Origin of the sequence: Enterobacter pseudoroggenkampii (genome assembly GCF_026420145.1) — a bacterium.
GTDB lineage: Bacteria > Pseudomonadota > Gammaproteobacteria > Enterobacterales > Enterobacteriaceae > Enterobacter > Enterobacter pseudoroggenkampii.
Map to the genome: position 1 here is coordinate 603,782 of NZ_JAPMLV010000001.1, position 24,150 is coordinate 627,931.

Sequence of the window (24,150 nt, forward strand, 5' to 3'; positions counted from 1 at the left end):
GTGTACAGACATGAAGAAATTTCCCTGGGCGTGCGTGGCGCTGACCGCATTGTCGTTATATTCAAGTTCGCTGCTTGCAGCCAACTTTAGCGCGAGCTTTAAAAATACCGATATCCGCGAGTTTATCGATACGGTAGGCCGCAATCTGAATAAAACCATACTCGTCGATCCGTCCGTGCAGGGCTCGGTGTCGGTGCGAACCTACAACGTGCTGACGGAAGATGAGTATTACCAGTTCTTCCTGAGCGTGCTGGATTTGTACGGCCTGTCGGTGATCCCGATGGACAACGGCATGATTAAAGTAGTGCGTTCCAGCGTGGCCCGTACCGCCGGCGCGCCGCTGGCAGACAGCAAAAACCCGGGTAAAGGTGATGAGATCATCACCCGCGTCGTGCGCATGGAAAATGTGCCGGTACGTGAACTTGCCCCGCTGCTGCGCCAGCTCAACGATGCCACCGGCATCGGCAACGTGGTGCACTTTGAACCGTCCAACGTGCTGCTGTTGACCGGTAAAGCCTCGGTGGTGAACCGCCTGGTGGATCTGGTTCAGCGCGTGGACAAAGACGGGATTCAGCGCCGCGAGATCGTGCCGCTGCGCTTTGCCTCCGCCAAAGAGCTCTCCGACATGTTGAACAACCTCAACAATGAAGAGCAGAAAGGGCAGAACGCGCCGCAGCTGGCCACAAAAGTGGTGGCGGATGACGAAACCAACAGCCTGGTGATCAGCGGCTCGGAAGATGCGCGCATGCGTACCCGCTCTCTGATCCATCAGCTGGACCGCGAGCAGAACAACGAGGGGAATACCCGCGTCTTCTACCTCAAATATGCCAGCGCCACGAAGGTGGTGCCGGTTCTGACCGGGATAGGTGAACAGCTGAAGGACAAGGCCAGTACGCCGAAGGCGAAAACCGCCACCGCGTCCAGCGATCTGAACATTACCGCCGACGAGGCCACCAACTCGCTGGTGATCACCGCCCAGCCTAACGTGATGAACTCCCTTGAGAAGGTGATCGACAAGCTCGACATCCGTCGTCCACAGGTGCTGGTGGAAGCGATCATTGCTGAAGTGCAGGACGGTAACGGCCTGGATCTCGGCGTGCAGTGGACCAGCAAGCACGGCGGCGTGCAGTTCGGCTCCACCGGCCTGCCAATCAGCCAGATTAAAAACGGCACCATGAAGGGGGCGAGCTTCACCGGCCTTGCGACCGGCTTCTTTAACGGCGATTTCGGGGCGCTGATGACCGCGCTCTCTACCGACGGCAAAAACGACATTCTCTCTACCCCAAGCCTGGTCACGCTGGATAACAAAGAGGCGTCGTTCAACGTCGGTCAGGACGTGCCGGTGCTTTCCGGCTCCCAGACCACCAGCGGCGACAACGTCTTTAACTCCGTTGAGCGCAAGACGGTCGGGACCAAGCTGAAAATTGTGCCGCAGATCAACGACGGCGACATGATCCACCTGAAGATTGAGCAGGAAGTCTCCAGCGTCGACAACAGCGCGACGGAAGATGCCAGCCTTGGCCCAACCTTCAACACCCGTACCATCAACAACGAAGTGATGGTGCACAGCGGGCAGACGGTGGTGCTCGGCGGCCTGATGGAGAACGTCACCAAACAGTCGGTCTCCAAAGTGCCGCTGCTGGGCGATATCCCGCTGGTCGGCCAGCTGTTCCGCTATACCTCGCAGGATACGTCGAAACGCAATCTGATGGTGTTTATCCATACCACCGTGCTGCGCGACGACGACAACTACAGCGCGGCGTCGAAAGAGAAATATGACCAGATCCGCGCCCGCCAGCAGCAGCGCGTGGAAGAGAAAAAGCTCGGCATTATCGAACCAACGGATAACGCGGTACTGCCCGCGTTTCCCGTCGACGCCAGCGCCGCGCCGGTAAAAACCAGCGCCAGCACACCGCGCAATCCGTTTAAACACTAAGGCGGCGAGGGCACCGTGGACGAACTGACTAAAACCCTGTGTAGCAGCAGCTACGCAAAAGATAACGGCGTTCTGTTTTACAACAACGACGTCTATATCCGTGATAACACCCCGGCGTTAGCACTGCTGGAAGTGCGCCGGGTGCTGGGACGCGCGTTCGTCCCGGTGACCCTGACATCTGAAGCCTTTGACGAGCTGCTGGCCAAGATTTGGCAGCAGAGCAGCGGCGTTTCGCAGCAGCTGGTGGATGATATGGACGCGGATATCGACCTGATGGCGTTAACCGAGGAGATCCCGGATAACGAAGACCTGCTTGATAACGACGAGAACTCGCCGGTGATCCGCCTGATCAACGCCATTCTCGGCGAGGCGGTGAAGGACGGCGCGTCGGATATTCATATCGAAACCTTCGAGCGCACGCTGAGTATTCGCTTCCGCGTTGACGGCGTGCTGCGCCCGGTGCTGCAACCGGCGCGCAAGCTGGCACCGCTGCTGGTGTCGCGCATCAAGGTCATGTCGAAACTGGACATCGCCGAGAAGCGCCTGCCGCAGGATGGCCGTATCTCTCTGCGCATCGGCCGCAAGGCCATCGACGTGCGCGTCTCGACCATTCCGTCCCAGTACGGCGAGCGCGTGGTCATGCGCCTGCTCGATAAAAGCAACCTGAAGCCCGACATCAACAAGCTGGGCCTGATTGATGAAGAGCTGGAGAAGTTAAAAGGGCTGATTGACCGCCCGCACGGCATTATCCTGGTCACCGGGCCGACAGGTTCCGGTAAAAGTACCACCCTGTACGCCATTCTCTCGGCGCTGAACGGCCATGAGCGCAACATCCTGACCGTTGAAGACCCGATTGAATACGAGCTGGAAGGGGTGGGGCAGACGCAGGTTAACCCGCGCGTGGACATGACCTTTGCCCGCGGGCTGCGCGCCATTCTGCGTCAGGACCCGGACGTGGTGATGATCGGGGAAATTCGCGACGGCGAAACCGCGCAAATTGCGGTACAGGCCTCGCTTACCGGTCACCTGGTCATGTCTACGCTGCACACCAACAGCGCCGCCGGGGCGATTACCCGCCTGCGGGATATGGGGCTGGAGTCGTTTTTAATCGGTTCATCGTTGCTCGGTGTCATTGCCCAGCGTCTGGTGCGTCGGCTGTGTACGCACTGCCGCACCACCAGTCCGCTGGACGCCAATGAAAAAGCGCTATTCAGCTTTATGGAGACGCCGCCGAAAGCGATTTACCGCGCGGTGGGGTGTGAACACTGCCGCCAGAGCGGCTATCAGGGCCGTGCCGGTATTCATGAATTTCTGGTGGTGGACAGCACCATGCGCCGCGCCATCCATGAAGATAAGGACGAAATGTCCATCGAAACGCAGCTCTTTAAGCAGGCCTACAGCCTGCGCGAAAACGGGCTGCTGAAGGTGATTAGCGGCATCACCTCTCTGGAAGAGGTGATGCGCGTCACCGCCGAGCGTGGAGGGGATGAGTAATGGCCTTCTACGCCTGGACGGCAACGGATGCGGCGGGCAAAACCCGGCGCGGCACGCTGCAGGTCGAGGGGCAAAAACAGGTTCGCCAGTGGCTTCGCGAACAAAAGCTAATGCCTGTCAGCATCACCGAAACCCGCGAAGCGGCGGTGTCCGGGAAAGCAAAGACCGGGGCTAAGCTCTCCACGCCGGTGCTGTCGATGTTTACCCGCCAGCTTTCCACGCTGGTCAACGCCGCGCTGCCGCTGGAAAGCGCGCTGAAGGCCATCTCGAAGCAGACGGAAGACAAAAAGCTGGCGGCGATGGTGGTGGAGATCCGTGAAAAGGTGGTGGAAGGGCACACGCTGTTTGACGCCTTCAGCCAGTTCCCGCGCACCTTCGACAAGCTCTACTGCACCCTGGTGATGGCCGGTGAAAAGACCGGTCACCTGGGCGACGTGCTGGAGAAGCTGGCGGAGTACAACGAGCAGCGTCAGAAGATGAAAAGCAAGCTGACGCAGGCGATGGTCTACCCGATTACCCTGACGGTGGTGGCCATCGCGGTGATCGGCATTCTGCTGGTGGCGGTGGTCCCGCAGGTGATCGAGCAGTTCACCCACATGAAGCAGCAGCTGCCGATCACCACCCGCACGCTGATCGCAGTGAGCGATTTCCTGCAGGCGTACGGCATCTATATTGTCGGGATCCTGGCCGGTGGGTTTATCGGCTTTAAGACCTGGCTCAGAAATGCCAAAAACCGCTTTCGCTGGCACAGCTGGCTGGTGAACGGCTCGCCGATTAAAAAGCTGATGTGCGCCATCAACAGCGCCCGCTATATCCGAACCCTGAGCATTCTGCAGGCCAGCAGCGTGCCGCTGCTCGAAGGGATGTATATCGCGATGGACGGTATCGAAAACCTCTACGCCCGGCAGGTGCTGGAGCAGGCCGCCGATACCGTGCGCCAGGGGGCATCTTTATATGCCGCGCTTGAACAGGCGAAATTATTCCCGCCGACCATGCTGTACATGATTGCTTCCGGCGAAGAGAGCGGGGAGCTCGGCAATTTAATGGACCGCGCGGCGGAAAACCAGGAGTCGGCATTACAGCATCGAATTACGTTAACGCTGTCGGTATTTGAACCGGCGCTGGTGGTCTCTATGGCGACGATTGTTTTATTTATCGTGCTGTCAATATTACAGCCGCTTCTGCAACTTAATAATATGGTAGGTTAAATCATGGCTATAAAACGTAAAAACCTGGCTCGCCAGGCGGGCTTCACCTTGCTCGAATTAATGGTGGTGATCGTTATTCTCGGCGTTTTAGCGAGTATGGTGGTACCAAACTTAATGGGTAATAAAGAAAAAGCGGATACGCAAAAAGCGACCAGCGATATTGTCGCGCTCGAAGGCTCGCTGGATATGTATAAGCTCGATAACCACCGCTACCCGACAACAGAGCAGGGCCTGCAGGCGCTGGTGACCAAGCCTGAAATCGCACCCATCCCGAACGGCTACCGCGCTGACGGCTATATTCGCCGCCTGCCGCAGGACCCGTGGGGAAACGATTATCTGCTCGTCAGCCCGGGCGAACACGGCGCCGTAGACGTCTTTTCTGCCGGTCCAGACGGCGAAGCCAATACCGCCGATGATATTACGAACTGGTCTCTGGATAAGAAAGAGAAATAATGAAAAATCAACGCGGCTTTACGTTGCTGGAAATTATTCTGGCGCTGGTGATATTTGCCAACTGCGCCATGATGGTGGTGTCAACAATACCCTCACGCAGCGGTGCGGATATATTTGGCCAGCAATTAAAAGCCCTCGTTGATTATGGTTCAGACCGTGCGGTAATGGACGGAAATATCGTTGGGCTGGTAATCACCACCGATAAATATCAGCTGGTCACGCTAGACGATAAAAATGGCGTGCGTCACTGGGTGCCTTTATCTGCCGGACGAATTACCACCAAAGGCGATTTTCCGCAGGAGATGCATGTATCGCTGTCGCCCCAGCGTCTGGCGGCCACCGTCGAGGCTGATCCGCAGATCCTCTTTCTGCCGGACGGCGAGATTGGCCGCTTTACGCTTACGCTGCAACGCTACGACAAACAGCACCATTTCCGCGTGGTGTCGCAGGGCGCGGCCCCGGTATCGGTAGAGAACGATGACTAAAGGCAAGGTTAAGCAGAACGGGATGACGCTGTTGGAGGTGATGGTCGCGCTGGTCATCTTCTCCACCGCCGCGCTGGCGCTGATGAACTCGGTCTCCCTGAACGTGCGTTTTACCCACGGGCTGGCCGACACGCTGCAGGCCAGTTGGGTGGCCGAGAACCAGCTGGCGGAAGCGCAGCTCGCGAAAACCGACTTCCCGGATGCTGAGGAGCAGGGAACGGAAATCATGGGCGGGCGCGGCTGGAACTGGCGCAAGCAGCGGGTCAAAACCTCCGACAACGGCTGGGCTAACGCGATTCGCGTGTATGCCGAAGGTGACGACAGCCAGCCGGTTATTTCGCTGCAGATCGTTGGGCCAGGAGAGAGCCAGTGAAGAGAACCCGACGCCAGCGCGGTTTTACCCTGCTGGAGATCATGATTGCCCTGACCATCTTTGCGGTGATCGGCACGCTGGCCTGGCAAATTCTGGACGGGGCGATGCGCACCAGTTCGGCCACCGATGCCAGCGCGGCGAAGCTCAATCAGCTGCAGCGCGCATGGAACCTGATGGAGCGTGATTTCTACCAGCTGCAGGCGCGCGCGCCGCGCAACGAGCCGGATCTGTTCCGTCAGGCGGACGATGCGCTTGAGCTGACCACGCTGAACGGCGTGAGCGGCACGGTCCAGCTGGAGCGCGTGCGCTGGCGGCTGGAACAAGGGCGTCTGTATCGCGACGTCTGGCCGGTGATTGACGGCCCGGCGGACGCGAAACCCGACGAGGTGCCGATTGTCAGCGAAGTGAAATCCCTGCAGTGGCGCTTTTACCGTCAGGGCTGGCTGAAAAGCTGGAGCGACCCGGCGCATCTGCCGGACGGCGTGGAGCTGACGTTGACCATGGAAAACGGTGATACCTGGCGCTGGGTCTTTACGACGCCGGGCGATCTGCCTGAAGCGGCTGCACCTGAAAACGCACCCGTACCGCCACCGGAAGCAAAATCATGAGTGCATTGCGCAAACAGAAAGGCGTAGCCCTGCTGGTGGTGCTGATCCTGCTGGTGATGATGTCGGCGCTGGCTGCCAAAATCAGCCAGCAGTTCTGCCGCAACCTGCAAAAAACGCATTACCAGGTAAGCCAGCAGCAGCTGCGCTGGGCGATGCAGGCCCAGGAAAAGGTGGCGAAGGACCGGCTGCAGGCCGACGCCAGCGGGGAAAGCAAAGCGCTCTCCCCCGACGGCGACTGGCATCAGCCGCTGGAAACCCGGGGCGAAGACTACACGGTGGTCGGCCAGGTGGAAGACGCGCAGGACTGCTTTAACGTCAACAACCTGCTGGCGGTCGAGAAAGTTGCCCAGGGGAAAAACCCCCCGGCGGTGCCGGAAAAGCCCCGCAGAGAGCAGATTGTTGAACAGCTTCTGACGCAGAGCGGCCTGAGCCAGACCAACGCGGAAGAGGTGTATCTGCAGCTGGTGGACTATCTCGATGGCGACACGACGACGGCCAAAGAGGGCGCAGAGACCGATGCCTGGGCTGGCGTGGTGCCCGCTCGCCAACCGGCAAACCAGATGATGCGAACCATTGCCGAGATCACGCTGCTGCCCGCATTTCCGGCTGCCGCTTACCCGAAGGTGAGCAAGCTGCTGTGCGCGCTGCCGGACGCCGCCAGCAAGGTGGATGTGAATACCCTGAAACCGGAGCAGGCCGCCTTGCTGGCCGCCCTGTTCCCGGGAAAACTCAATGAAGATGATGCCGTTCGCCTGATTGAATCGCGTCCTGAAACCGGCTGGGAAAGTATGGAAACCTTCAGCAAAGCGCTGGAGCAGGCCTTCCCGCAGTTGAAAGACGACCTTCCGCAGGTGGCCGACTATCTCTCCATTAACAGCCGGTATTTCCGCGTCAATTATACCGGCAATACCGATGAATTAACGCTTCGCGTGGTGAGCCAGCTTCAGGTCAATAACGAAGCCGGTGAGATCGTGACGTGGCAGCGCCGTTACCGAATGATTGAATAAGAAAAGTAGAACGCTATGAAACAGGTCCTTTTTGTGCGTCCCGACAGCCGCGAGGGCGGGAAAATAATGTGGTGTGAATCCGGTAGCCAGCAGGTTGAGACGCTGGATAGCCTGGATGCGCTGATAAACCATCCCCAGGCGGCACGCGTTTGCCTGCTGCTGCCTGCCAGCAACATGATCTTCCGCCACTTTACGCTGCCGAAGAAAGTTGCCTCTCAGGCGACGGCATTCTCGTGGATGGCGGAAGAGACGCTGATTGGTGACGTGGATAATCTTCACTGGACGGTGCTCAACAAAAAGGGCGCCGAGGTCGATGCGGTGGCGATTGATGCCGACCTGCTGCGCGGATGGTTAACCCGTTTTCAGGCCGCCGGAATGAAGGTGATCCAGGCGTTGCCGGATGCCTGGCTACTGCCGGTGGCAGAGGGAGGAAGCGCGCTGGTTAAGCAGGATGAAAGCTACTGGCTGCGTTTATCCCCCCACACCGCCGGGGAGATGGAGGCCAGCCTGCTGCCGCTGCTGATGCAAAAAGCGGGCGAGGGCGAGGTGTGCTGCTACGGCGCGCAGCCTGAAGGGGTTGACGTTGACCTCCTGCAGCCCTGGCAGCATCCGCTGGTACTGATCCAGCCGCAGTGGCAAACCTGCCGCGTGAATATTATGCACGGTGAATTCAGCGCGAAAGCGGGCTCGGGTAAAGCCCCGAAAGGCATCAAAGCGGCAATGGCCGCAGCGGGTCTGCTGTCTCTCGGCCTGTTGCTCGGCCCGCGCGTCGCCATGGCCTGGATGCTGGTGCAGCAGGAGAATGCTAATCAGCAGGAGATTGCTCAGATTTTTCAGCACCATTTTCCGAGTATGCGCCAGAAGACCAACATCAAATACCACTTTGATCAAAACATGAAAAAGCAGACCAAAGGGGTATTTTTGCAGCTTGAAGCGCTGGAGAAGGCCAGGCAGGCCGTGCCGGCGATGGAAATCGATCTGCTGGAATACGACGCCCAACAGAACACGCTGACGCTGAGCGTCAGTGCGCAAAACCAAACCGCGTTGCAGACGTTTGTGGATCAGGCGGGGGAAAATTTTGATTTTACCCTGCAGCCTGTTTCCACCGCTGCACCTTATACCGCCATGATCGCAGGGAAATATAAATGAAAGAGCGAATCGCGCAGCTTAAGTCTCGTTATCAGAATTACAGCGCCAGGGAAAAAGTCATTATAAAAATATGTGCCGTTGCCCTGGCGGGGGCGGCCGTTTATTACGCAGGCGTGATCCCGCTGGATAATATGATTCTGAACAGTAAAGCCACGCTGAGCAGACAAAAAGAGACGCTGAACTGGATGCGCAGTGAAATAGATAAAAACCATCTCCAGGTCCAGATTGTCAAAACGGACAATCCACGCACGGTGGTGGAGAGTAGCGCGCAGGAAATTAATCTTCCCCTGACGGATGTGCGTCAGGATGGACAAACCTTATCGTTCGTCGTGAATCGCGTTAACGTCTACGAATTAAAGAACTGGCTGCGGGAAATTAACCAGACCTCCGGCGTCAGGCTGCAAAAAATGAACCTCACGCCGGTCGATCACCTCAGTGATGTAAAAGCGGAAGTCCAGCTTACCTGGAGCAAAGCCGCATGAACACCTTCGCGCTGATGCGGGAGGTTTACCCGGTGGGGTTCCCGGTGATGAGTGCAATTCTGGGCGGCATTGTGGGGAGCTTTCTGGGCGTCGTCGCCGAGCGCGTACCGGGCATGGTGATGGACGAAGAGGGGGGCGGCAATTTGCTCTTTCCGGCGTCGCACTGCCCGGCCTGTCAGCACACCCTGGCCGTCTGGGAGAATATTCCGATCGTTAGCTGGCTTGTTTTACGCGGACGCTGCAGCCGCTGCGGCACCGCCATCCCGCTACGGATATTTTTAATCGAACTTTTTTCCGCGCTGTTTTTTGGCATCACCGCCTGGTGTATGCCGGACGTCCAGGCATTGTTCTCCCTGTGGCTGCTGGCGGCGTTTTTAATGCCCCTTACGCTGATCGACTGGCGGCAGCTGCTGCTGCCGGACTGCCTGACGCAGCCCCTGCTGTGGGCAGGATTATTGCTGCATGCCTTTGACCATACGCTGCCGCTACGCGATGCGCTGTTCGGCGCTGTGGCGGGCTATCTCTCGCTCTGGCTGCTGTACTGGGCGTTTCGCCTGACCTCCGGGCGGGAAGGGTTGGGGTATGGTGATTTTAAGCTGCTGGCGGCTTTAGGTGCCTGGTGCGGCTGGCAGGCGCTACCCACGCTGGAATTAATCGCCGCGCTGAGCGGTATTATCGGCTATTTCGCGTTAAATAATTTAAATAAAAATAACCTCACTATTTCTTTCGGTCCCTACCTCTCATTTGCTGGAATAGTGGTGTTTATTGGGCAGCAGTTTGCTTTCATATTTTAAATATTCAGGTCAATTTTTTTTTATAAGTTTTTTCGACGGTGTAAGAGCAGGACGTCTCTTTGCGCTCAGTGTATCGTAAGGGATATAAGCTATACGGAATTTTGGCTTGTATCTTTTTATGGAGGAATACAACGCAGCAAAATATTTTCTTGTCACGGTTGTAAGGTCAGTTAAATACGCATTATGCAAATAGATTCCATGCTCTCAAGGAAGACATGGATTATTAACGTAACGAATAAATTTATCAGGAAATAAAAATGAAATTTATGAAGCCTAAATATCTGGCGCTCTTCATTGCGGCGGCATCCGGCTCCGCATTTGCAGCAGCACCGGGTACACCGACTATCAGCAGCGGCAATGATAAATTTGCGCTGGTAGAGGTAGACCAGGCGGCTCAGGACTACAACAGCCTTGTCAAAGTGCATAAAGATGGCGTGGATGTGAAAGTTGAGTGGAATGTCTGGAGTGGCGCTGCGCCAACGTCTGCAAAAGTTCTGCTTGATGGCACCCCTGTCTGGACCGGGGCCGGTAGCGCTTCCGGCTCCGCGACGTTTAAAGTGAAAAAAGGTGGCCGTTACCAGGAACAGGTTGAGTTGTGTAACGCCAGCGGCTGTACCAAAAGTGCCAGCAAGCTGATTATTGTGGCGGACACCGACGGTAGCCATCTGCTGCCGCTGAATACAACCATGAAAGAGAACAATAAAACCTTCTCTGAGCATACCGATAAGGTCGTCGGGGCCTATTTCCCTGAGTGGGGCGTATACGGCCGTAACTTCCCGGTTGATAAAATCCCTGCCGCTAACCTGAACCACATCCTCTACGGCTTTATTCCAATCTGCGGTGGCGATGGCATCAACGATGGTCTAAAAACCGTTGAAGGTGGTAACAGCTTCGCCGTATTGCAGCGTGATTGTGCAGGCCGCCCGGACTATACCGTGGCTATCCACGATCCATGGGCAGCCCTGCAAAAACCGCAGGCTGGCGTGTCTGGATGGGATGACCCCTACAAAGGGAACTTCGGCCAGCTGATGGCGCTGAAAAAAGCGCATCCCGGCCTGAAAGTCCTGCCATCCATCGGTGGCTGGACCTTGTCCGATCCGTTCTTCCACATGGGCGATCCTGCGATCCGCGCTCGCTTTGTATCGTCTGTAAAAGATTTCCTGCAAACCTGGAAGTTCTTTGACGGTGTGGATATCGACTGGGAATTCCCTGGCGGCGGCGGTGTGAATGAAAACCTCGGTAATCCGCAGCAGGATAAAGCGACCTACACTGCGCTGATGCACGATCTCCGTGCGATGCTCAATGAACTGTCAAGCGAAACGGGCCGTTCCTACGAGCTGACCAGCGCCATTGGCGCTGGTAAAGATAAAGTTGAGGATGTGGATTACACCACCGCTCAGCAGTATCTCGATCATATCTTCCTGATGAGCTATGACTTCTACGGCGGCTGGAGCAACACCGACCTGGGCCACCAGGCCGCACTGCGTGCACCGTCATGGCGACCAGATACCAACTACACCACCGAAAACGGCGTGAATGCGCTGCTTCAGCAGGGTGTACAGCCAGGTAAGATCGTCGTGGGTACAGGTATGTATGGCCGTGGCTGGACCGGCGTGCACGGCTACACCGGCGATAATCCATTCACCGGTACTGCAACCGGTATGGTGAAAGGCACCTGGGAACCGGGTGTTGTCGACTATCGCCAGATCGTAAATGAGTACAAAGGCAAGCCGGGTTGGGAGTATGGCTACGACGCGACTGCAGAAGCGCCTTACGTCTTCAACAAATCAACGGGCGATCTGATCTCCTATGAAGATGCCCGCTCCGCGGCCGCGAAAGGCAAATACGTCCTGGCCAACAAACTGGGTGGTCTGTTCTCCTGGTCTATTGATGCTGACAACGGCGATATCCTGAACGCGATGAACGAAAGCCTGCTGGGCAGCGCTACCCCGGTTGATCCGGTGGTGACTAACCATGCGCCAATCGCGTCATCTTCCGATCAGAACGTCTCAGGCCCGGCAACCGTTACGCTGGATGGCTCTGCCTCTACCGACCCGGATGGCGATGCTATCACCTACAAGTGGACCCAGATTTCTGGTCCATCGGTGACCCTCACCAACAGCACCAAAGCCAAAGCGACCTTCAACGTTGCGGCCGTGACCAGCGACCAGACCCTGGCGTTCCGCCTGACGGTAACGGATGCGAAAGGCCTGAGCAACGCAATTGATGTGCAGGTCGTGAACAAAGCGCCAAAAGCGAACCAGGCGCCGGTAGTCAATCAGATGGAAGCGGTAACGCTGCAGGCGGGAGAAACCTATGCTCTGCATGCGCAGGCGGCGGATCCTGACGGCGACGCGCTGACCTACGCCTGGAGCATTCCGGCGGATATGCACGCAACCGGAACCGATAGCGCGAACGTGACCATCACTGCGCCAGAGGTGACTTCAACGTCTACTTACACGCTGAGCGTCGTTGTCGGTGATGGTAAAACCAGCGTGCAGTCTAACGTCCAGGTTACCGTGAATCCGAAACCGGCTGATGAGGTGACCCCACCTGCTGACGAGGTTACCCCTCCGGCTGATGAGGTGACTCCGCCATCTGATGAAGGCTCTGCAGCCGGTAGCTGCGACGCGCCTGTCGATGCTAACGCCAGCAAATATGCCGCGTGGGATGCCAGCAAAATCTACAACAATGGCGATACCGTAAGCTTCGACCATCTGGTGTGGAAAGCGAAGTACTGGACCCAGGGCAACCAGCCTGGCTTCGGTGTGGATGCCTGGGAGCTGGTCAGCAACGTGAAGATGAACTGGCGATCTGACCTGGTCTACAACGGCGGCGAAACCACAACCTACCAGGGCAAAGTTTACCGTGCCAAATGGTGGACCCGCGGTGATAACCCGGCTAAGAGCGATGTATGGGTGAAAGAAGGCCCATCAACAGACTGCAAATAATATAGCCCAGTAATCACTCACCACCCTTTTGGGGTGGTGAGTGATTCAAAATTCATTTTACAGGATGTTCTAAGGAGAAATCACAGACGCTTACAGCAGGTAAATATGAAAAAGGTAATGTTGTTGTTATTGATAATAAGCCAAAGCGCGCTGGCAAACTGTTGGGATAAAGCGGCGCATTATTATCATGTCGATCCGTACTTATTATATGCCATCGCCAACGTTGAATCCGGCATGAACCCGTACGCGGTTGGTCAAAACCATGACGGCACGCGTGATGTCGGGCTAATGCAAATTAACAGCTCCCATTTTGCGCAGCTTGAGAGCAGGGGGATCGATGAATACCGGCTGATGACCGAACCCTGTACCTCCATCATGGTCGGCGCTTCCATCCTGTCCGGGATGATTAAGGTTTATGGCTATAACTGGGAGGCGGTAGGCGCGTATAACGCCGGGTTAAAAAAAGAGAATTATCCGCAACGCATGAAATATGCCCATAAAGTCTGGGCGAAATATCAGCAATTGAAATTAGCGGCACGTTATTAAGGTTTTTTATTTTTGAAGAATTCCCGAGGGTGTTCTTCGAAAAGTGAAAACAGCCGTCTGTGGTTTATTTATTAACGGATTAATACATAAGCCGGGATTTTATAATTTAACTTCTATTAACAGGAATACAGAAATGAACAAAAGGACGTTACTGAGTGTACTCGTTGCCGGCGCATGCGTCGCCCCGTTTATGGCGCAGGCTGCCTCGCTGCAAGCGACCCCCAGTGAGCCGTACACCATGAAAGCCAGCGATCTGGCGAAAAAGGAAAAAGAACTGACCAGCTTCCCGCTGATGGCCTCGGTGAAAGAGACCATCCAGAAGCTGGACAACGCTCAGGTAGAAATGATTGAGCCAGGCCGCGCGGCAAACCCTGAAAACGTGAAGCGCGTGGAAGGGATCGTGAAGGCCAGCGACTGGGAATATCTCTTCCCACTGCGCGCGCAGGCGTACACCTACAGCAACTTCCTGAAGGCGGTAGGTAAATTCCCGGCGCTGTGTAAGACCTACAATGACGGTCGCGACAGCGACGCCATCTGCCGCAAAGAGCTGGCTACCATGTTTGCCCACTTTGCCCAGGAAACCGGCGGCCACGAGAGCTGGCGTCCGGAGGCCGAATGGCGTCAGGCGCTGGTTCACGTGCGTGAAATGGGCTGGAGCGAAGGCCAGAAGGGCGGCTATAACGGCGAATGTAACCCTGACGTCTGGCAGGGGCAGACCTGGCCATGCGGTAAAGATAAAGACGGCGACTTCCTGAGCTACTTCGGTCGCGGTGCGAAGCAGCTGTCCTACAACTACAACTACGGTCCGTTCTCTGAGGCGATGTACGGCGACGTGCGTACCCTGCTCGATAAACCTGAGCTGGTGGCGGACACCTGGCTGAACCTGGCGAGCGCGATCTTCTTCTTCGCCTACCCGCAGCCGCCAAAACCAAGCATGCTGCAGGTTATCGACGGCACCTGGCAGCCGAACGCTCACGATAAAGCCAACGGTCTGGTCCCTGGCTTCGGCGTGACCACCCAGATCATCAACGGTGGCGTAGAGTGCGGCGGCCCGACTGAAATTGCCCAGTCGCAAAACCGTATCAAGTACTACAAAGAGTTCGCGAACTACCTGAAAGTGCCCGTTCCGGCGAACGAAGTGCTGGGCTGCGCTAACATGAAGCAGTTCGATGAAGGCGGTGCTGGTGCCCTGAAGATTTACTGGGAACAGGACTGGGGATGGAGCGCGGATACCCCAACCGGCCAGACCTACTCCTGCCAGCTGGTGGGTTACCAGACGCCGTTCAGCGCCTTTAAAGAGGGTGACTACAGCAAGTGCGTGCAGAAGTTCTTTAACGTCAACATCGTGAACGACGATGGCTCTGCCACCACCCCGGACGAAACCCCGGTAACGCCAGCGCCGACGCCGGATGAAACCCCGGCTGAGCCGGTGGCGGTGAACCACGCCCCGGTCGCGCATATTGCGGGTCCAGTCGGCGCCGTTGAAGCCGGTGCGCAGGTCTCTCTGAGCGCGGAAGGATCCACAGACGCCGACGGTAACAAGCTGACCTACACCTGGCGTTCACAGGATGGTCAGACCGTGACCGGTCAGGACAAAGCGGTTGTGACCTTCAGGGCGCCAGAATCCGCCACAGCACAGCAGATTGAAGTGAGTCTGACCGTTAGCGATGGCGAACTGAGCAGCACCACCTCTTACCTTCTGAACGTGAAGGCGAAAGCGGCACCGTCTCAGGACGAAGGCACTTCCGGCTCTTACGCCGCGTGGAGCGCGAACAGCAAGTACAAGGCAGGTGATATCGTGAACAACCACGGTAAACTGTTCCAGTGCAAACCGTTCCCGTACAGCGGCTGGTGTAACAACGCCCCGGCATACTACGAGCCAGGCGCAGGTCTGGCATGGGCTGATGCCTGGACGGCACTGTAAAAGCAAACGGCAACCGAAAGGTTGCCGTTTTAGTGTTTGCTCTTTCCCCTCACCCTAACCCTCTCCCCAAAGGGGCGAGGGAACAATACGGTGCAGTTGTAGGCCCGGTAAGGCGAAGCCGCCACCGGGCAAAAAGGCTAGCGATGAAGCTTCCCGTGATCCCGCAGCCACGCCGCGGTGCGCATGATCCCTTCATCCAGCGTCACAACCGGTTTATACCCCAGCTCATTCTCCGCCCGCGAAATATCCAGCGTGAAGTCAAAGTTGAGTTTAGAGACGCCGTAATGCGTCAGCGCAGGCTCTTTGGCCGATTTACTGCCAAAACGCTCCATGCTGCGGGCAATCATATCCAGCATCGGGTAGGGCACGGAACGGATACGGCAGTCGATCTGCAACTCGTCGATCAGCCGCTGCACAATGCTGCGCAGCGTGCACGGTTCGCCGTTAGTGATGTTGTAGGCGCGACCGGAGATCAGCTTATCGCAGTCCGGCTGGCTTGCCAGCCACATAGCGTGAACGGCGTTTTCGTAATAGGTCATATCCACCAGCGCATCGCCGCCGCGCGGCAGCAGCACGCTGCCGTAGTGGTGCATCATCTGCGCCAGACGGGGAATAAACACCTTGTCGTGCGGCCCGAACAGGCTCTGCGGACGCAGGACCGTAAAGCGGGTATGCGGGTTTGACTGCGCCAGCAGGTCAATCACCTCTTCGCTGGCCGCCTTGCTGCGGGCAAATTCACAGGCAAAACGGGCAGGGCGGAAATCTTCCTGCACGTCACGATGGTGGTGATAGTCGAAATAGAGTGACGGTGACGAGATATGAATAAAGTTACGCACGCCCCAGGCAACGGCCCATTCACCCAGACGACGGGTGGCGCGCACGTTGGCGAGATCGAAGGCTTCCTGGGTCCCCCACGGGGAGGTAAAACTGGAACAGTGCCATAGCGTGTCGATACCGGCGAGCATCACCTTTGCCTGAGAGGAGACCAGCTCCGTCAGGTCAGCATGGACGAACTCTGCGCCCATTTTTTGCAGCAGTTTACCCATCGCTTCGTTGCGACCGGTAGCCCTGACGCTGATGCCTTTATTGCGCAGAAATTCGACCGCATTTCGGCCTAAGCCGCTGGTCGCCCCGGTAACCAGTACCTTCATAGCTATCCACTGTGTTGAAAAGAATTTCGTGCGCATTCTTTCGTGAATTACGGCGCTATGCAATGGGAAAGGTGAAAGAAAGAGAGTTTTATTTATATCTTTTCCGTCTTTTGTTCTGCCCGTTGCGCAATGCGTTTCGCCATTCCGCGGAAGATAAACAGGTGGGCAGGAATCATCAACAGCCAGTAGAACAGCCCCGGCATTCCGTGCGGATGCCACCAGGCGCGGACGTCCAGCTCACGGTGATCGCCTTTGTCTTTCAGGGTAAAGCAGAGCCGGCCTAGCCCCGGGGCCTTCATACCGAACAGCAGCGCCAGCTGTTTTTCAGGCTCGACGATGATCACCTTCCAGCTGTCGACCGCATCGCCCACCTCAAGATACGGGCGTGTCGGGCGGCCTTTTGCCAGCCTGTGCCCCACCAGCAGATCCATTGCCCCGCGCGTTTGCCAGAGGATATTGCCGAAGAAATAACCGTCTTTGCCGCCAATCTGGTTCACCACCTCCCACAGATCTGCGAGGCTGGCAGAAGTCTTCACCGTGCAGCCCGCTTGTTTCGGGTAATAGCCGTACTCCGGGCGCCAGCGGGCAAACGCCTGGGCGTCGTAGCCCCAGTCGCTGGAGTTCACCAGCTGCTCTTCCTCTTTCAGCGTATTACGCACGGCATCGTCAAAGCGGATCAGGTCCTGGGGAATGAGCGCCCGCAGCGCGCGATCGTCCGCCAGCAGATCGTGCTTCAGCCCCTGGATCAGCGCTTTGGCGGTCGTCGGCGGCACGGAGGTGATCACATTCAAAAACCACACCGAGATCCAGCGGGTTGGAAAGGGGATGGGGATCAGCCAGCGGCGGCGGCCGCTGACGCGCATGAAATGTTCGAACTGCTCCTGATAGCTCAGGACTTCAGGCCCGGCGGCCTCCAGCACGCGGTGCTGGTCGGTTGGGTGATCCAGCAATGCCACCAGATAATGCAGCAGGTTCTCCAGCGCAATCGGTGTGGTGCGCGAACGGACCCAGCGCGGCGGCGTGAGCACCGGCAGGTTATACACCATATCACGCATCACTTCGAAGGCGGCGGAGCCTGCGCCGACGATAATTCCGGCGCGCAGTTCGGTGACGGGAATAGCAGCGCCGCGCAGGGTTTCAGCCGTCAGCTGGCGGGCGCGCAGGTGATCGGATTGCTCATGTTCGGGCGCCTGGAGCGAGCTTAAAAAAATCACCTGCTTCACCGGCGTTTGCAGCAGCGCATCGCGGACGTTCATCGCCACCTGACGCTCGTGGGCGATAAAATCCCCGCCTTCGCCCATGCTGTGCACCAGATAGTAAAGCGTGTCGACCCCTTCCAGCAGCGCGGGAAGCTCCTTCGGCCAGTTGAGATCAACGTTGTGGCAGGTGACGCCAGGTAAACTGAGCTTTTGCAGGCGCTCCGTGTTGCGTGCCGTTGCCAGCACCCGGTGTCCCTGCTGGCTTAGCGCCGCGGTGAGGTGCTGACCGATATATCCGCTGGCGCCGAGCACCAGAATGCGTTGCGGCACGTGATGCTCCTTATCGCTGTAAAAACGCCTGCCAGTGTTTCACTACGTCCGCCAGCTGCTCGCGGCTGACGTCAAGATGCATGACCAGACGCACGACGGGTGAGGCGTTGATCAGCACGCCACGGGCTTTCATAAATTCCCCCAGCGCTGCGGCGCGATCCTCGCCCACGCGGACGAACAGCATGTTGGTGTCGTGGCGCATCACGTCGGCGCCAATCTCGCGCAGCTGAGCCGCCATCCACGCGGCGTTGTCGTGATCGTCCTTCAGGCGCGCCACGTTGTTTTTCAGAGCATACAGCCCCGCTGCCGCCAGAATACCCGCCTGACGCATGCCGCCGCCGGTCATTTTGCGCCAGCGGTTCGCGCGTTTGATGTAGTCCGCATTGCCCACCAGCAGGGAACCCACTGGCGTGCCCAGCCCTTTAGAGAGGCAGATGGTGAACGAGTCGCAGTATTGCGTAATCTCTTTCAGCTCGCAGCCGTACGCCACCACGGCGTTGAAGATGCGCGCGCCGTCCACGTGCAGGCCGAGCCTGCGCTCGCGGGTAAACTCCCATGCGGCTTTCAGGTATTCGCGCGGCAGCACTTTGCCGTTGTGGGTGTTTTCAAGGCTGAGCAGCCGGGTGCGGGCGAAGTGAATATCGTCGGCTTTGATTTTCGCCGCGACCTTATCGAGCGGCAGGGTGCCGTCCGGCGCGGCGTCAATCGGCTGCGGCTGAATGCTGCCGAGCACCGCGGCACCGCCGGCTTCGTAGAGGTAGTTATGCGCGCCCTGGCCCACGATGTACTCTTCACCGCGCTCGCAGTGGCTGAGCAGCGCCACGAGGTTAGCCTGCGTACCGGTTGGCAGGAACAGGGCGGCCTCTTTTCCGCTGAGCTCTGCGGCATAGCGCTGCAGTTCGTTTACCGTCGGATCGTCACCGTAGACGTCGTCCCCGACCGGGGCGGCCATCATCTCTTCGAGCATGGCGCGGCTCGGGCGGGTTACGGTATCACTGCGTAAATCGATCATGGCATGTCCTTATTATTAAAAAGGCGATGCCAGATGTTTTACCTGAGCCAGTTGGTTTTTGCCAGTTCGATCACCTCGTCACCACGCCCGCTGATGATCGCGCGCAGCATATAGAGGCTAAAGCCTTTGGCCTGCTCAAGCTTGATCTGCGGCGGGATCGCCAGCTCCTCTTTGGCGACGACGACATCCACCAGCACCGGACCGTCGATGGAAAAGGCGCGCTGCAGGGCTTCATCCACCTCGGAGGCTTTCTCCACGCGAATACCGGTGATGTCGCAGGCCTCGGCGATACGCGCGAAGTTGGTATCGTGCAGCTCGGTGCCGTCCGTCAGATATCCGCCAGCCTTCATCTCCATCGCCACGAAGCCCAGCACGCTGTTGTTGAAGACCACAATTTTCAGCGGGAGCTTCATCTGCACCACCGACAGGAAATCCCCCATCAGCATGCTGAACCCGCCGTCGCCGCACATCGCCACCACCTGACGCTCCGGTGCTGTCGCTTTTGCGCCCAGCGCCTGCGGCATGGCGTTAGCCATCGAGCCGTGGTTGAACGAGCCGAGCAGGCGGCGCTTGCCGTTCATCTTCAGGTAGCGCGCGGCCCAGACCGTTGGCGTGCCCACGTCGCAGGTGAAGATGGCATCGTCGTCGGCGAAATGGCTGATCTGCTGCGCCAGATACTGCGGGTGAATGGCTTTGTCGCTCGGTTTGGCGAGATCGTCCAGCCCCTTGCGCGCATCGCGATAGTCACTTAGCGCTTTATCGAGGAACTTGCGATCGGTTTTCTCTTCCAGCAGCGGCAGCAGGGCGGCAAGGGTGGATTTGATGTCGCCCACCAGCGCCATATCGACCTTGCTGTGCGCGCCGATGCTGGCCGGGTTGATATCAATCTGGATGATTTTCGCATCCGTCGGGTAGAACGCGCGGTACGGGAACTGGGTGCCGAGCAGGATCAGCGTGTCGGCGTTCATCATGGTGTGGAAGCCGCTGGAAAAACCGATCAGACCGGTCATGCCCACGTCGTAAGGGTTGTCGTACTCGACGTGCTCTTTGCCGCGCAGGGCGTGGACAATCGGGGATTTCAGCTTACCGGCAAATTCAAGCAGCTCCTTGTGCGCCCCCGCGCAGCCGCTGCCGCACATCAGGGCGATATTGCTGGAGTAACGCAGCAGCTGTGCCAGCTTTTTCAGCTCCTCCTCGGCTGGCGTCACCACCGGCTGCGGAGCGTGATACCAGTGGGTGCTGGCACCTTCCGGTGCGGCCTTGAGGGCCACATCGCCCGGGATAACGACCACCGAAACGCCGCGGTTCAGCACGGCCTTGCGCATGGCGATCGCCAGCACCTGCGGGATCTGCTCCGGGGATGAAACCAGCTCGCAATAGTGGCTGCATTCACGGAAAAGCTCCTGCGGATGCGTCTCCTGAAAATAGCCGCTGCCGATTTCGGAAGAGGGGATATGAGCGGCAATCGCCAGCACCGGGACGTGATTGCGGTGACAGTCGAACAGCCCGTTGATCAGATGCAGGTTACCCGGCCCGCAGGATCCGGCGCAGACGGCCAGTTCACCGGTAAGCTGTGCTTCAGCGCCTGCGGCGAAGGCGGCAACCTCTTCATGGCGGGTGGGCATCCATTCGATGGTCTTCATCTTGTTGAGGCTGTCGCTAAGTCCGTTCAGGGAATCGCCGGTTACGCCCCAGATACGTTTCACGCCAGCCTGTTCGAGCGTTTTCGCAATATATGCAGCCACGGTTTGTTTCATGGTTGTCCGTCTCCTTTTTGTGATATCGCTTACAAGCTTAGAAGAAAGTCTCCGTATTGCCCGTCATCTCCCCCTAATTAAAAGGTGCTTTTCACGCGCAATTATTCGGCATAATCTGGCAATACCTCGGTGAAAACAGGAATCATTTCAAATGGTTAAATCATTGTTAATTGCTGTTAATGAAAAGCTATCGTGCGACGATCTTGGCAAATTCTTGTTACGACTTGCCGTCGGCGGGCTGATGCTTTTTCACGGTCTGCACAAACTGTTTGGCGGCGTGGGCTTTATCAGCGGCATGCTGGTGGAAAAAGGGCTGCCGGGATTTATCGCCTACGGCGTGTTGGTTGGCGAAGTGGTGGCGCCGATCCTGATTATTGTTGGGCTCTTTACGCGCCCGGCCGCGCTGGTGCTGGCGTTTACGATGATCGTAGCGTGGCTGATGGTGGGAATGGGGGAAACGCTCGCCCTCGATAAGGTAGGCGCATGGGCGATTGAAAGCCTGGTGTACTTCTTTATCGGCTCGCTGGCTGTCGCGTTTTTAGGGGCAGGGCGCTTTGCGGTAGGGAAAGGTCCGGCGTGGCGGTGAGGATAACAAAAGCCCGGTGGCGCTGACGCTTACCGGGCCTACGATCTAACATTTAACGTTTATGCGAGGACGAGATTGCCCTGTGGATGGCACGAACATGCCAGCACGTAACCCTCGGCAATTTCCGCGTCGGACAGCGTCATGGTGCTGGTGACGGTATACTCTCCCGAAACCACCTTCGTCTTACAGCAACCGCACACGCCCGCACGACAGGCAGCCACTACCGGCACCTTATTGCTTTCCAGCGCCTCCAGCAGCGTGGTCCCCACGCGGCCAAAGAAGGTCTGCGCAGGCTGCAGTTTGGTGAACTTAACGCCGCTGGTTGCCGCTTCCGCCACCGGCGTGAAGAACTGCTCTTTGAAGAAGCGGGTCACGCCAAGCGCTTTCACCTCTTTTTCCACGTTATCCATGTACGGCGCCGGGCCGCAGGTCATCACGGTGCGGTTCGCCATATCCGGCACGCTTTGCAGCAGCTCGCGGCTCAGGCGACCGGGCACAAAGCCGTGGGTCGCGTTGTGCTCAGCCACCAGCGTTACCGGATAATTCCGCCACTCATCGGCAAAAATCACATCTTCCGGAGAGCGCACGCTGAAGATCGCCTGCACGTCTGCCTGCGGACGGTTCTTCGCCAGCCAGCGGCGCATCGACATAATCGGCGTTACGCCACAGCCCGCCGCCAGCAGCAGGAATTTATCGTCTGCTTTGTCGTCACAGGTGAATTCCCCCTGTGCGTCAGACAGCCAGATATAATCCCCGCGCTTCACGTCCCGCGTCAGCCACTGCGAGCCCGCGCCGTCATCAATACGGCGGACGGTAAGCGTGATGTACTCGCTCACGCCCGGCGTGGAAGAAAGGGTGTAGGCGCGCAGGGTGTCTGCCGAATGGCGAACGCTAACCAGCGCATACTGACCCGCACGGTACGGATAGTAGTCATGGCACAGCAGCGACAGCGTCCACACATCCGGCGTCTCCTGATGGATGTGATGAACCTGCATCCGCCACGGACATTGTGGGGTTGGCATGGTCATGAGTTACTCCTTACGCGCTCAGCAGCTGCTTCATATCATCTTCAACGTTGGTCACGGAACGTAGACCGAATTTCTCGTTCAGCACCGCCAGCAGGTCCGGCGTCAGGAAGCCAGGCGCGGTCGGGCCGGTCACGATGTTGGTGACGCCGAGAGAGAGCAGGGTCAGCAGGATGACAATCGCCTTCTGCTCAAACCATGACAGCACCAGCGACAGCGGCAGGTCGTTCACGCCGCAGCCCAGTTTCTCCGCCAGCGTGACCGCCAGAATGATGGCCGAGTAAGCATCGTTACACTGGCCCGCATCGATCAGGCGCGGCAGGCCTTCGATGTCGCCGAAGTCCAGCTTGTTGAAACGGTATTTGCCGCACGCCAGGGTCAGGATCAGGCAGTCTTCCGGCACGCGGGTGGCGAAATCGGTGAAGTAGTTACGCTCGCCGCGCGCGCCGTCGCAGCCGCCAACGAGGAAGATGTGGCGCAGCTTTTCACGGCTGACGAGGTCGATCAGCGAATCAGCGGCACCCAGTAGGGTTTCACGACCAAAGCCGACGGTGATCAGGTGCGGGATCTCGCTGTACGGGAAGCCCGCCATCTGCTGCGCCTGGGCGATAACCGGACCGAAATCGTCGCCTTCGAGGTGGCTCACGCCCGGCCAGCCGACGATGCTGCGGGTCCAGATGCGGTCGTCATACGCGCCGACGGTAGGGTCGATGATGCAGTTAGAGGTCATCACGATAGGGCCCGGGAAGCGGGCGAACTCCACCTGCTGGTTCTGCCAGCCGCTGCCGTAGTTACCGATCAGATGCGTAAACTTGCGCAGCTCCGGGTAGCCGTGCGCGGGCAGCATTTCGCCGTGGGTATAGACGTTAACGCCGGTGCCTTCGGTTTGCTTCAGCAGATTGTAGAGATCTTTCAGGTCGTGGCCGGAAATCAGGATGCACTTGCCTTCGGTCGCCTTGACGTTGACCTGCGTCGGCGTCGGGTGGCCGTAGGTGCTGGTTTCACCGGCATCCAGAATGCTCATCACGCGGAAGTTCATCTGGCCGATTTCCATTGAGCACTCAAGCAGGGCATTCATATCGGCAGGCCAGGTGCCCAGCCACGCCATGATTTTGTGGTACTGGGCGTAAATCTCATTGTCGTATTGCCCGAGCACGTGCGCGTGTTCCATATAAGCCGCCGCGCCTTTCAGCCCGTACAGGCACAGCAGGCGCAGGCCGAGAATGTTCTCGCCAATCGCCGCCTTGTCTTTATTCGGGGTGAATTCTGCCGCCTGACGCTGGAGGTCGCCCAGATCGTCGCTGACCAGCTGAAGTTCTGACATCGGGTTTTCCACGCGAGCGCTGGCGTCCGCCTTCAGACACTGTGCTTTCAGCGTTTCACGCAGGGCAATCGCTTCGCGGGCATAGCCGACAATGCGCGGAGAGTCGAAGTTAACGTTGGTCAGCGTGGAGAAGAAGGCGCGCGGGGCGAAGCTGTCGACGTAGTGGTCGACAATACCGTATTCACGGGCCTTGAACGCCCAGGCGGAAAGGCCTTGCAGGGCCGCAATCAGCAGGTCCTGCAGGTCAGATGTTTCTGCGGTTTTGCCGCACATACCCTGTGCGTAAGAGCAGCCATTGCCTGCCGGGGTACGGATGGTTTGTTCACATTGCACACAAAACATAATCACACCTGTTA

At 57.9% G+C, this 24,150-nt stretch carries 21 protein-coding genes; 15 read left to right on the forward strand and 6 right to left on the reverse strand.

The window, feature by feature from the left end; translation table 11 throughout:
- Window positions 1–10 precede the first annotated feature (10 nt).
- From gspD to OTG14_RS03005, 14 genes are all read left to right on the forward strand, one after another.
- The gene (gspD, locus tag OTG14_RS02940) at window positions 11–1,936 is read left to right on the forward strand and encodes a type II secretion system secretin GspD (RefSeq protein WP_267214559.1); all 1,926 of its coding nucleotides are present in this window, start codon (window positions 11–13) and stop codon (window positions 1,934–1,936) included.
- A gap of 15 nt (window positions 1,937–1,951) precedes the next feature.
- Window positions 1,952–3,430: a type II secretion system ATPase GspE gene (gene gspE, locus OTG14_RS02945; protein WP_090417574.1), complete on the forward strand. Its 1,479-nt coding sequence runs from the start codon at window positions 1,952–1,954 to the stop codon at window positions 3,428–3,430.
- Window positions 3,430–4,638 (forward strand): type II secretion system inner membrane protein GspF, encoded by a 1,209-nt coding sequence (gene gspF / locus OTG14_RS02950; RefSeq protein ID WP_090417572.1) that lies wholly within the window; start codon window positions 3,430–3,432, stop codon window positions 4,636–4,638. Before gspE ends, gspF begins: the two co-directional genes overlap by 1 nt.
- Before the next feature lie 3 nt (window positions 4,639–4,641).
- Window positions 4,642–5,091 carry a type II secretion system major pseudopilin GspG gene (gene gspG, locus OTG14_RS02955; protein WP_024907836.1) on the forward strand — a complete coding sequence of 150 codons (450 nt, stop codon included), beginning with the start codon at window positions 4,642–4,644 and terminating at the stop codon, window positions 5,089–5,091.
- Window positions 5,091–5,576 carry a type II secretion system minor pseudopilin GspH gene (gene gspH / locus OTG14_RS02960; RefSeq protein WP_267214560.1) on the forward strand — a complete coding sequence of 162 codons (486 nt, stop codon included), beginning with the start codon at window positions 5,091–5,093 and terminating at the stop codon, window positions 5,574–5,576. The genes gspG and gspH overlap by 1 nt, the downstream gene beginning before the upstream one ends.
- Window positions 5,569–5,949, forward strand: a complete 381-nt coding sequence (gene gspI, locus OTG14_RS02965; RefSeq protein ID WP_048990951.1) for a type II secretion system minor pseudopilin GspI — start codon at window positions 5,569–5,571, stop codon at window positions 5,947–5,949. The genes gspH and gspI overlap by 8 nt, the downstream gene beginning before the upstream one ends.
- Window positions 5,946–6,557, forward strand: a complete 612-nt coding sequence (gene gspJ / locus OTG14_RS02970; protein ID WP_267214561.1) for a type II secretion system minor pseudopilin GspJ — start codon at window positions 5,946–5,948, stop codon at window positions 6,555–6,557. The genes gspI and gspJ overlap by 4 nt, the downstream gene beginning before the upstream one ends.
- Complete coding sequence (gspK, locus tag OTG14_RS02975) at window positions 6,554–7,564, forward strand: type II secretion system minor pseudopilin GspK (RefSeq protein WP_267214562.1); 1,011 nt, start codon at window positions 6,554–6,556, stop codon at window positions 7,562–7,564. The genes gspJ and gspK overlap by 4 nt, the downstream gene beginning before the upstream one ends.
- 15 nt (window positions 7,565–7,579) lie before the next feature.
- On the forward strand, window positions 7,580–8,713 hold the full coding sequence (gspL, locus tag OTG14_RS02980) for a type II secretion system protein GspL (protein ID WP_267214563.1): 1,134 nt from the start codon (window positions 7,580–7,582) through the stop codon (window positions 8,711–8,713).
- On the forward strand, window positions 8,710–9,195 hold the full coding sequence (gspM, locus tag OTG14_RS02985) for a type II secretion system protein M (RefSeq protein WP_267214564.1): 486 nt from the start codon (window positions 8,710–8,712) through the stop codon (window positions 9,193–9,195). Before gspL ends, gspM begins: the two co-directional genes overlap by 4 nt.
- A complete protein-coding gene (locus tag OTG14_RS02990) occupies window positions 9,192–9,989 on the forward strand; it encodes a prepilin peptidase (protein WP_267214565.1) in 798 nt (265 codons plus the stop codon). Before gspM ends, OTG14_RS02990 begins: the two co-directional genes overlap by 4 nt.
- A gap of 257 nt (window positions 9,990–10,246) precedes the next feature.
- Window positions 10,247–12,940: a glycosyl hydrolase family 18 protein gene (locus tag OTG14_RS02995; protein WP_267214566.1), complete on the forward strand. Its 2,694-nt coding sequence runs from the start codon at window positions 10,247–10,249 to the stop codon at window positions 12,938–12,940.
- A 105-nt stretch (window positions 12,941–13,045) separates the two neighbouring features.
- Window positions 13,046–13,486: a type III secretion system invasion protein IagB gene (gene iagB, locus OTG14_RS03000; protein WP_024907827.1), complete on the forward strand. Its 441-nt coding sequence runs from the start codon at window positions 13,046–13,048 to the stop codon at window positions 13,484–13,486.
- A gap of 133 nt (window positions 13,487–13,619) precedes the next feature.
- Window positions 13,620–15,410 (forward strand): glycoside hydrolase family 19 protein, encoded by a 1,791-nt coding sequence (locus tag OTG14_RS03005; protein ID WP_267214567.1) that lies wholly within the window; start codon window positions 13,620–13,622, stop codon window positions 15,408–15,410.
- A 137-nt stretch (window positions 15,411–15,547) separates the two neighbouring features.
- Here the strand turns inward: OTG14_RS03005 and OTG14_RS03010 are convergent, their stop codons facing one another.
- From OTG14_RS03010 to poxB, 4 genes are all read right to left on the reverse strand, one after another.
- Window positions 15,548–16,561, reverse strand: coding sequence for an NAD-dependent epimerase/dehydratase family protein (locus tag OTG14_RS03010; RefSeq protein ID WP_024907825.1), 1,014 nt, complete (start codon window positions 16,559–16,561; stop codon window positions 15,548–15,550).
- Between the two features lie 92 nt (window positions 16,562–16,653).
- Entirely contained in the window at window positions 16,654–18,090 is a 1,437-nt protein-coding gene (locus tag OTG14_RS03015) for an SDR family oxidoreductase (RefSeq protein ID WP_267214568.1), read from the reverse strand.
- Window positions 18,091–18,100: 10 nt separating this feature from the next.
- Window positions 18,101–19,102 carry a low-specificity L-threonine aldolase gene (gene ltaE / locus OTG14_RS03020; protein ID WP_048990963.1) on the reverse strand — a complete coding sequence of 334 codons (1,002 nt, stop codon included), beginning with the start codon at window positions 19,100–19,102 and terminating at the stop codon, window positions 18,101–18,103.
- A gap of 38 nt (window positions 19,103–19,140) precedes the next feature.
- Window positions 19,141–20,859: a ubiquinone-dependent pyruvate dehydrogenase gene (poxB, locus tag OTG14_RS03025; protein ID WP_267214569.1), complete on the reverse strand. Its 1,719-nt coding sequence runs from the start codon at window positions 20,857–20,859 to the stop codon at window positions 19,141–19,143.
- Between the two features lie 151 nt (window positions 20,860–21,010).
- Between poxB and OTG14_RS03030 the strand changes: the two genes are divergently transcribed.
- The gene (locus tag OTG14_RS03030; RefSeq protein WP_157188846.1) at window positions 21,011–21,445 is read left to right on the forward strand and encodes a DoxX family protein; all 435 of its coding nucleotides are present in this window, start codon (window positions 21,011–21,013) and stop codon (window positions 21,443–21,445) included.
- 59 nt (window positions 21,446–21,504) lie between these two features.
- Here OTG14_RS03030 and hcr read toward each other — a convergent pair whose 3' ends face one another.
- Both hcr and hcp read right to left on the reverse strand, forming a co-directional pair.
- Window positions 21,505–22,473 (reverse strand): NADH oxidoreductase, encoded by a 969-nt coding sequence (gene hcr, locus OTG14_RS03035; protein ID WP_048990966.1) that lies wholly within the window; start codon window positions 22,471–22,473, stop codon window positions 21,505–21,507.
- Window positions 22,474–22,483: 10 nt separating this feature from the next.
- The gene (hcp, locus tag OTG14_RS03040) at window positions 22,484–24,136 is read right to left on the reverse strand and encodes a hydroxylamine reductase (protein WP_048990967.1); all 1,653 of its coding nucleotides are present in this window, start codon (window positions 24,134–24,136) and stop codon (window positions 22,484–22,486) included.
- Window positions 24,137–24,150 lie beyond the last annotated feature (14 nt).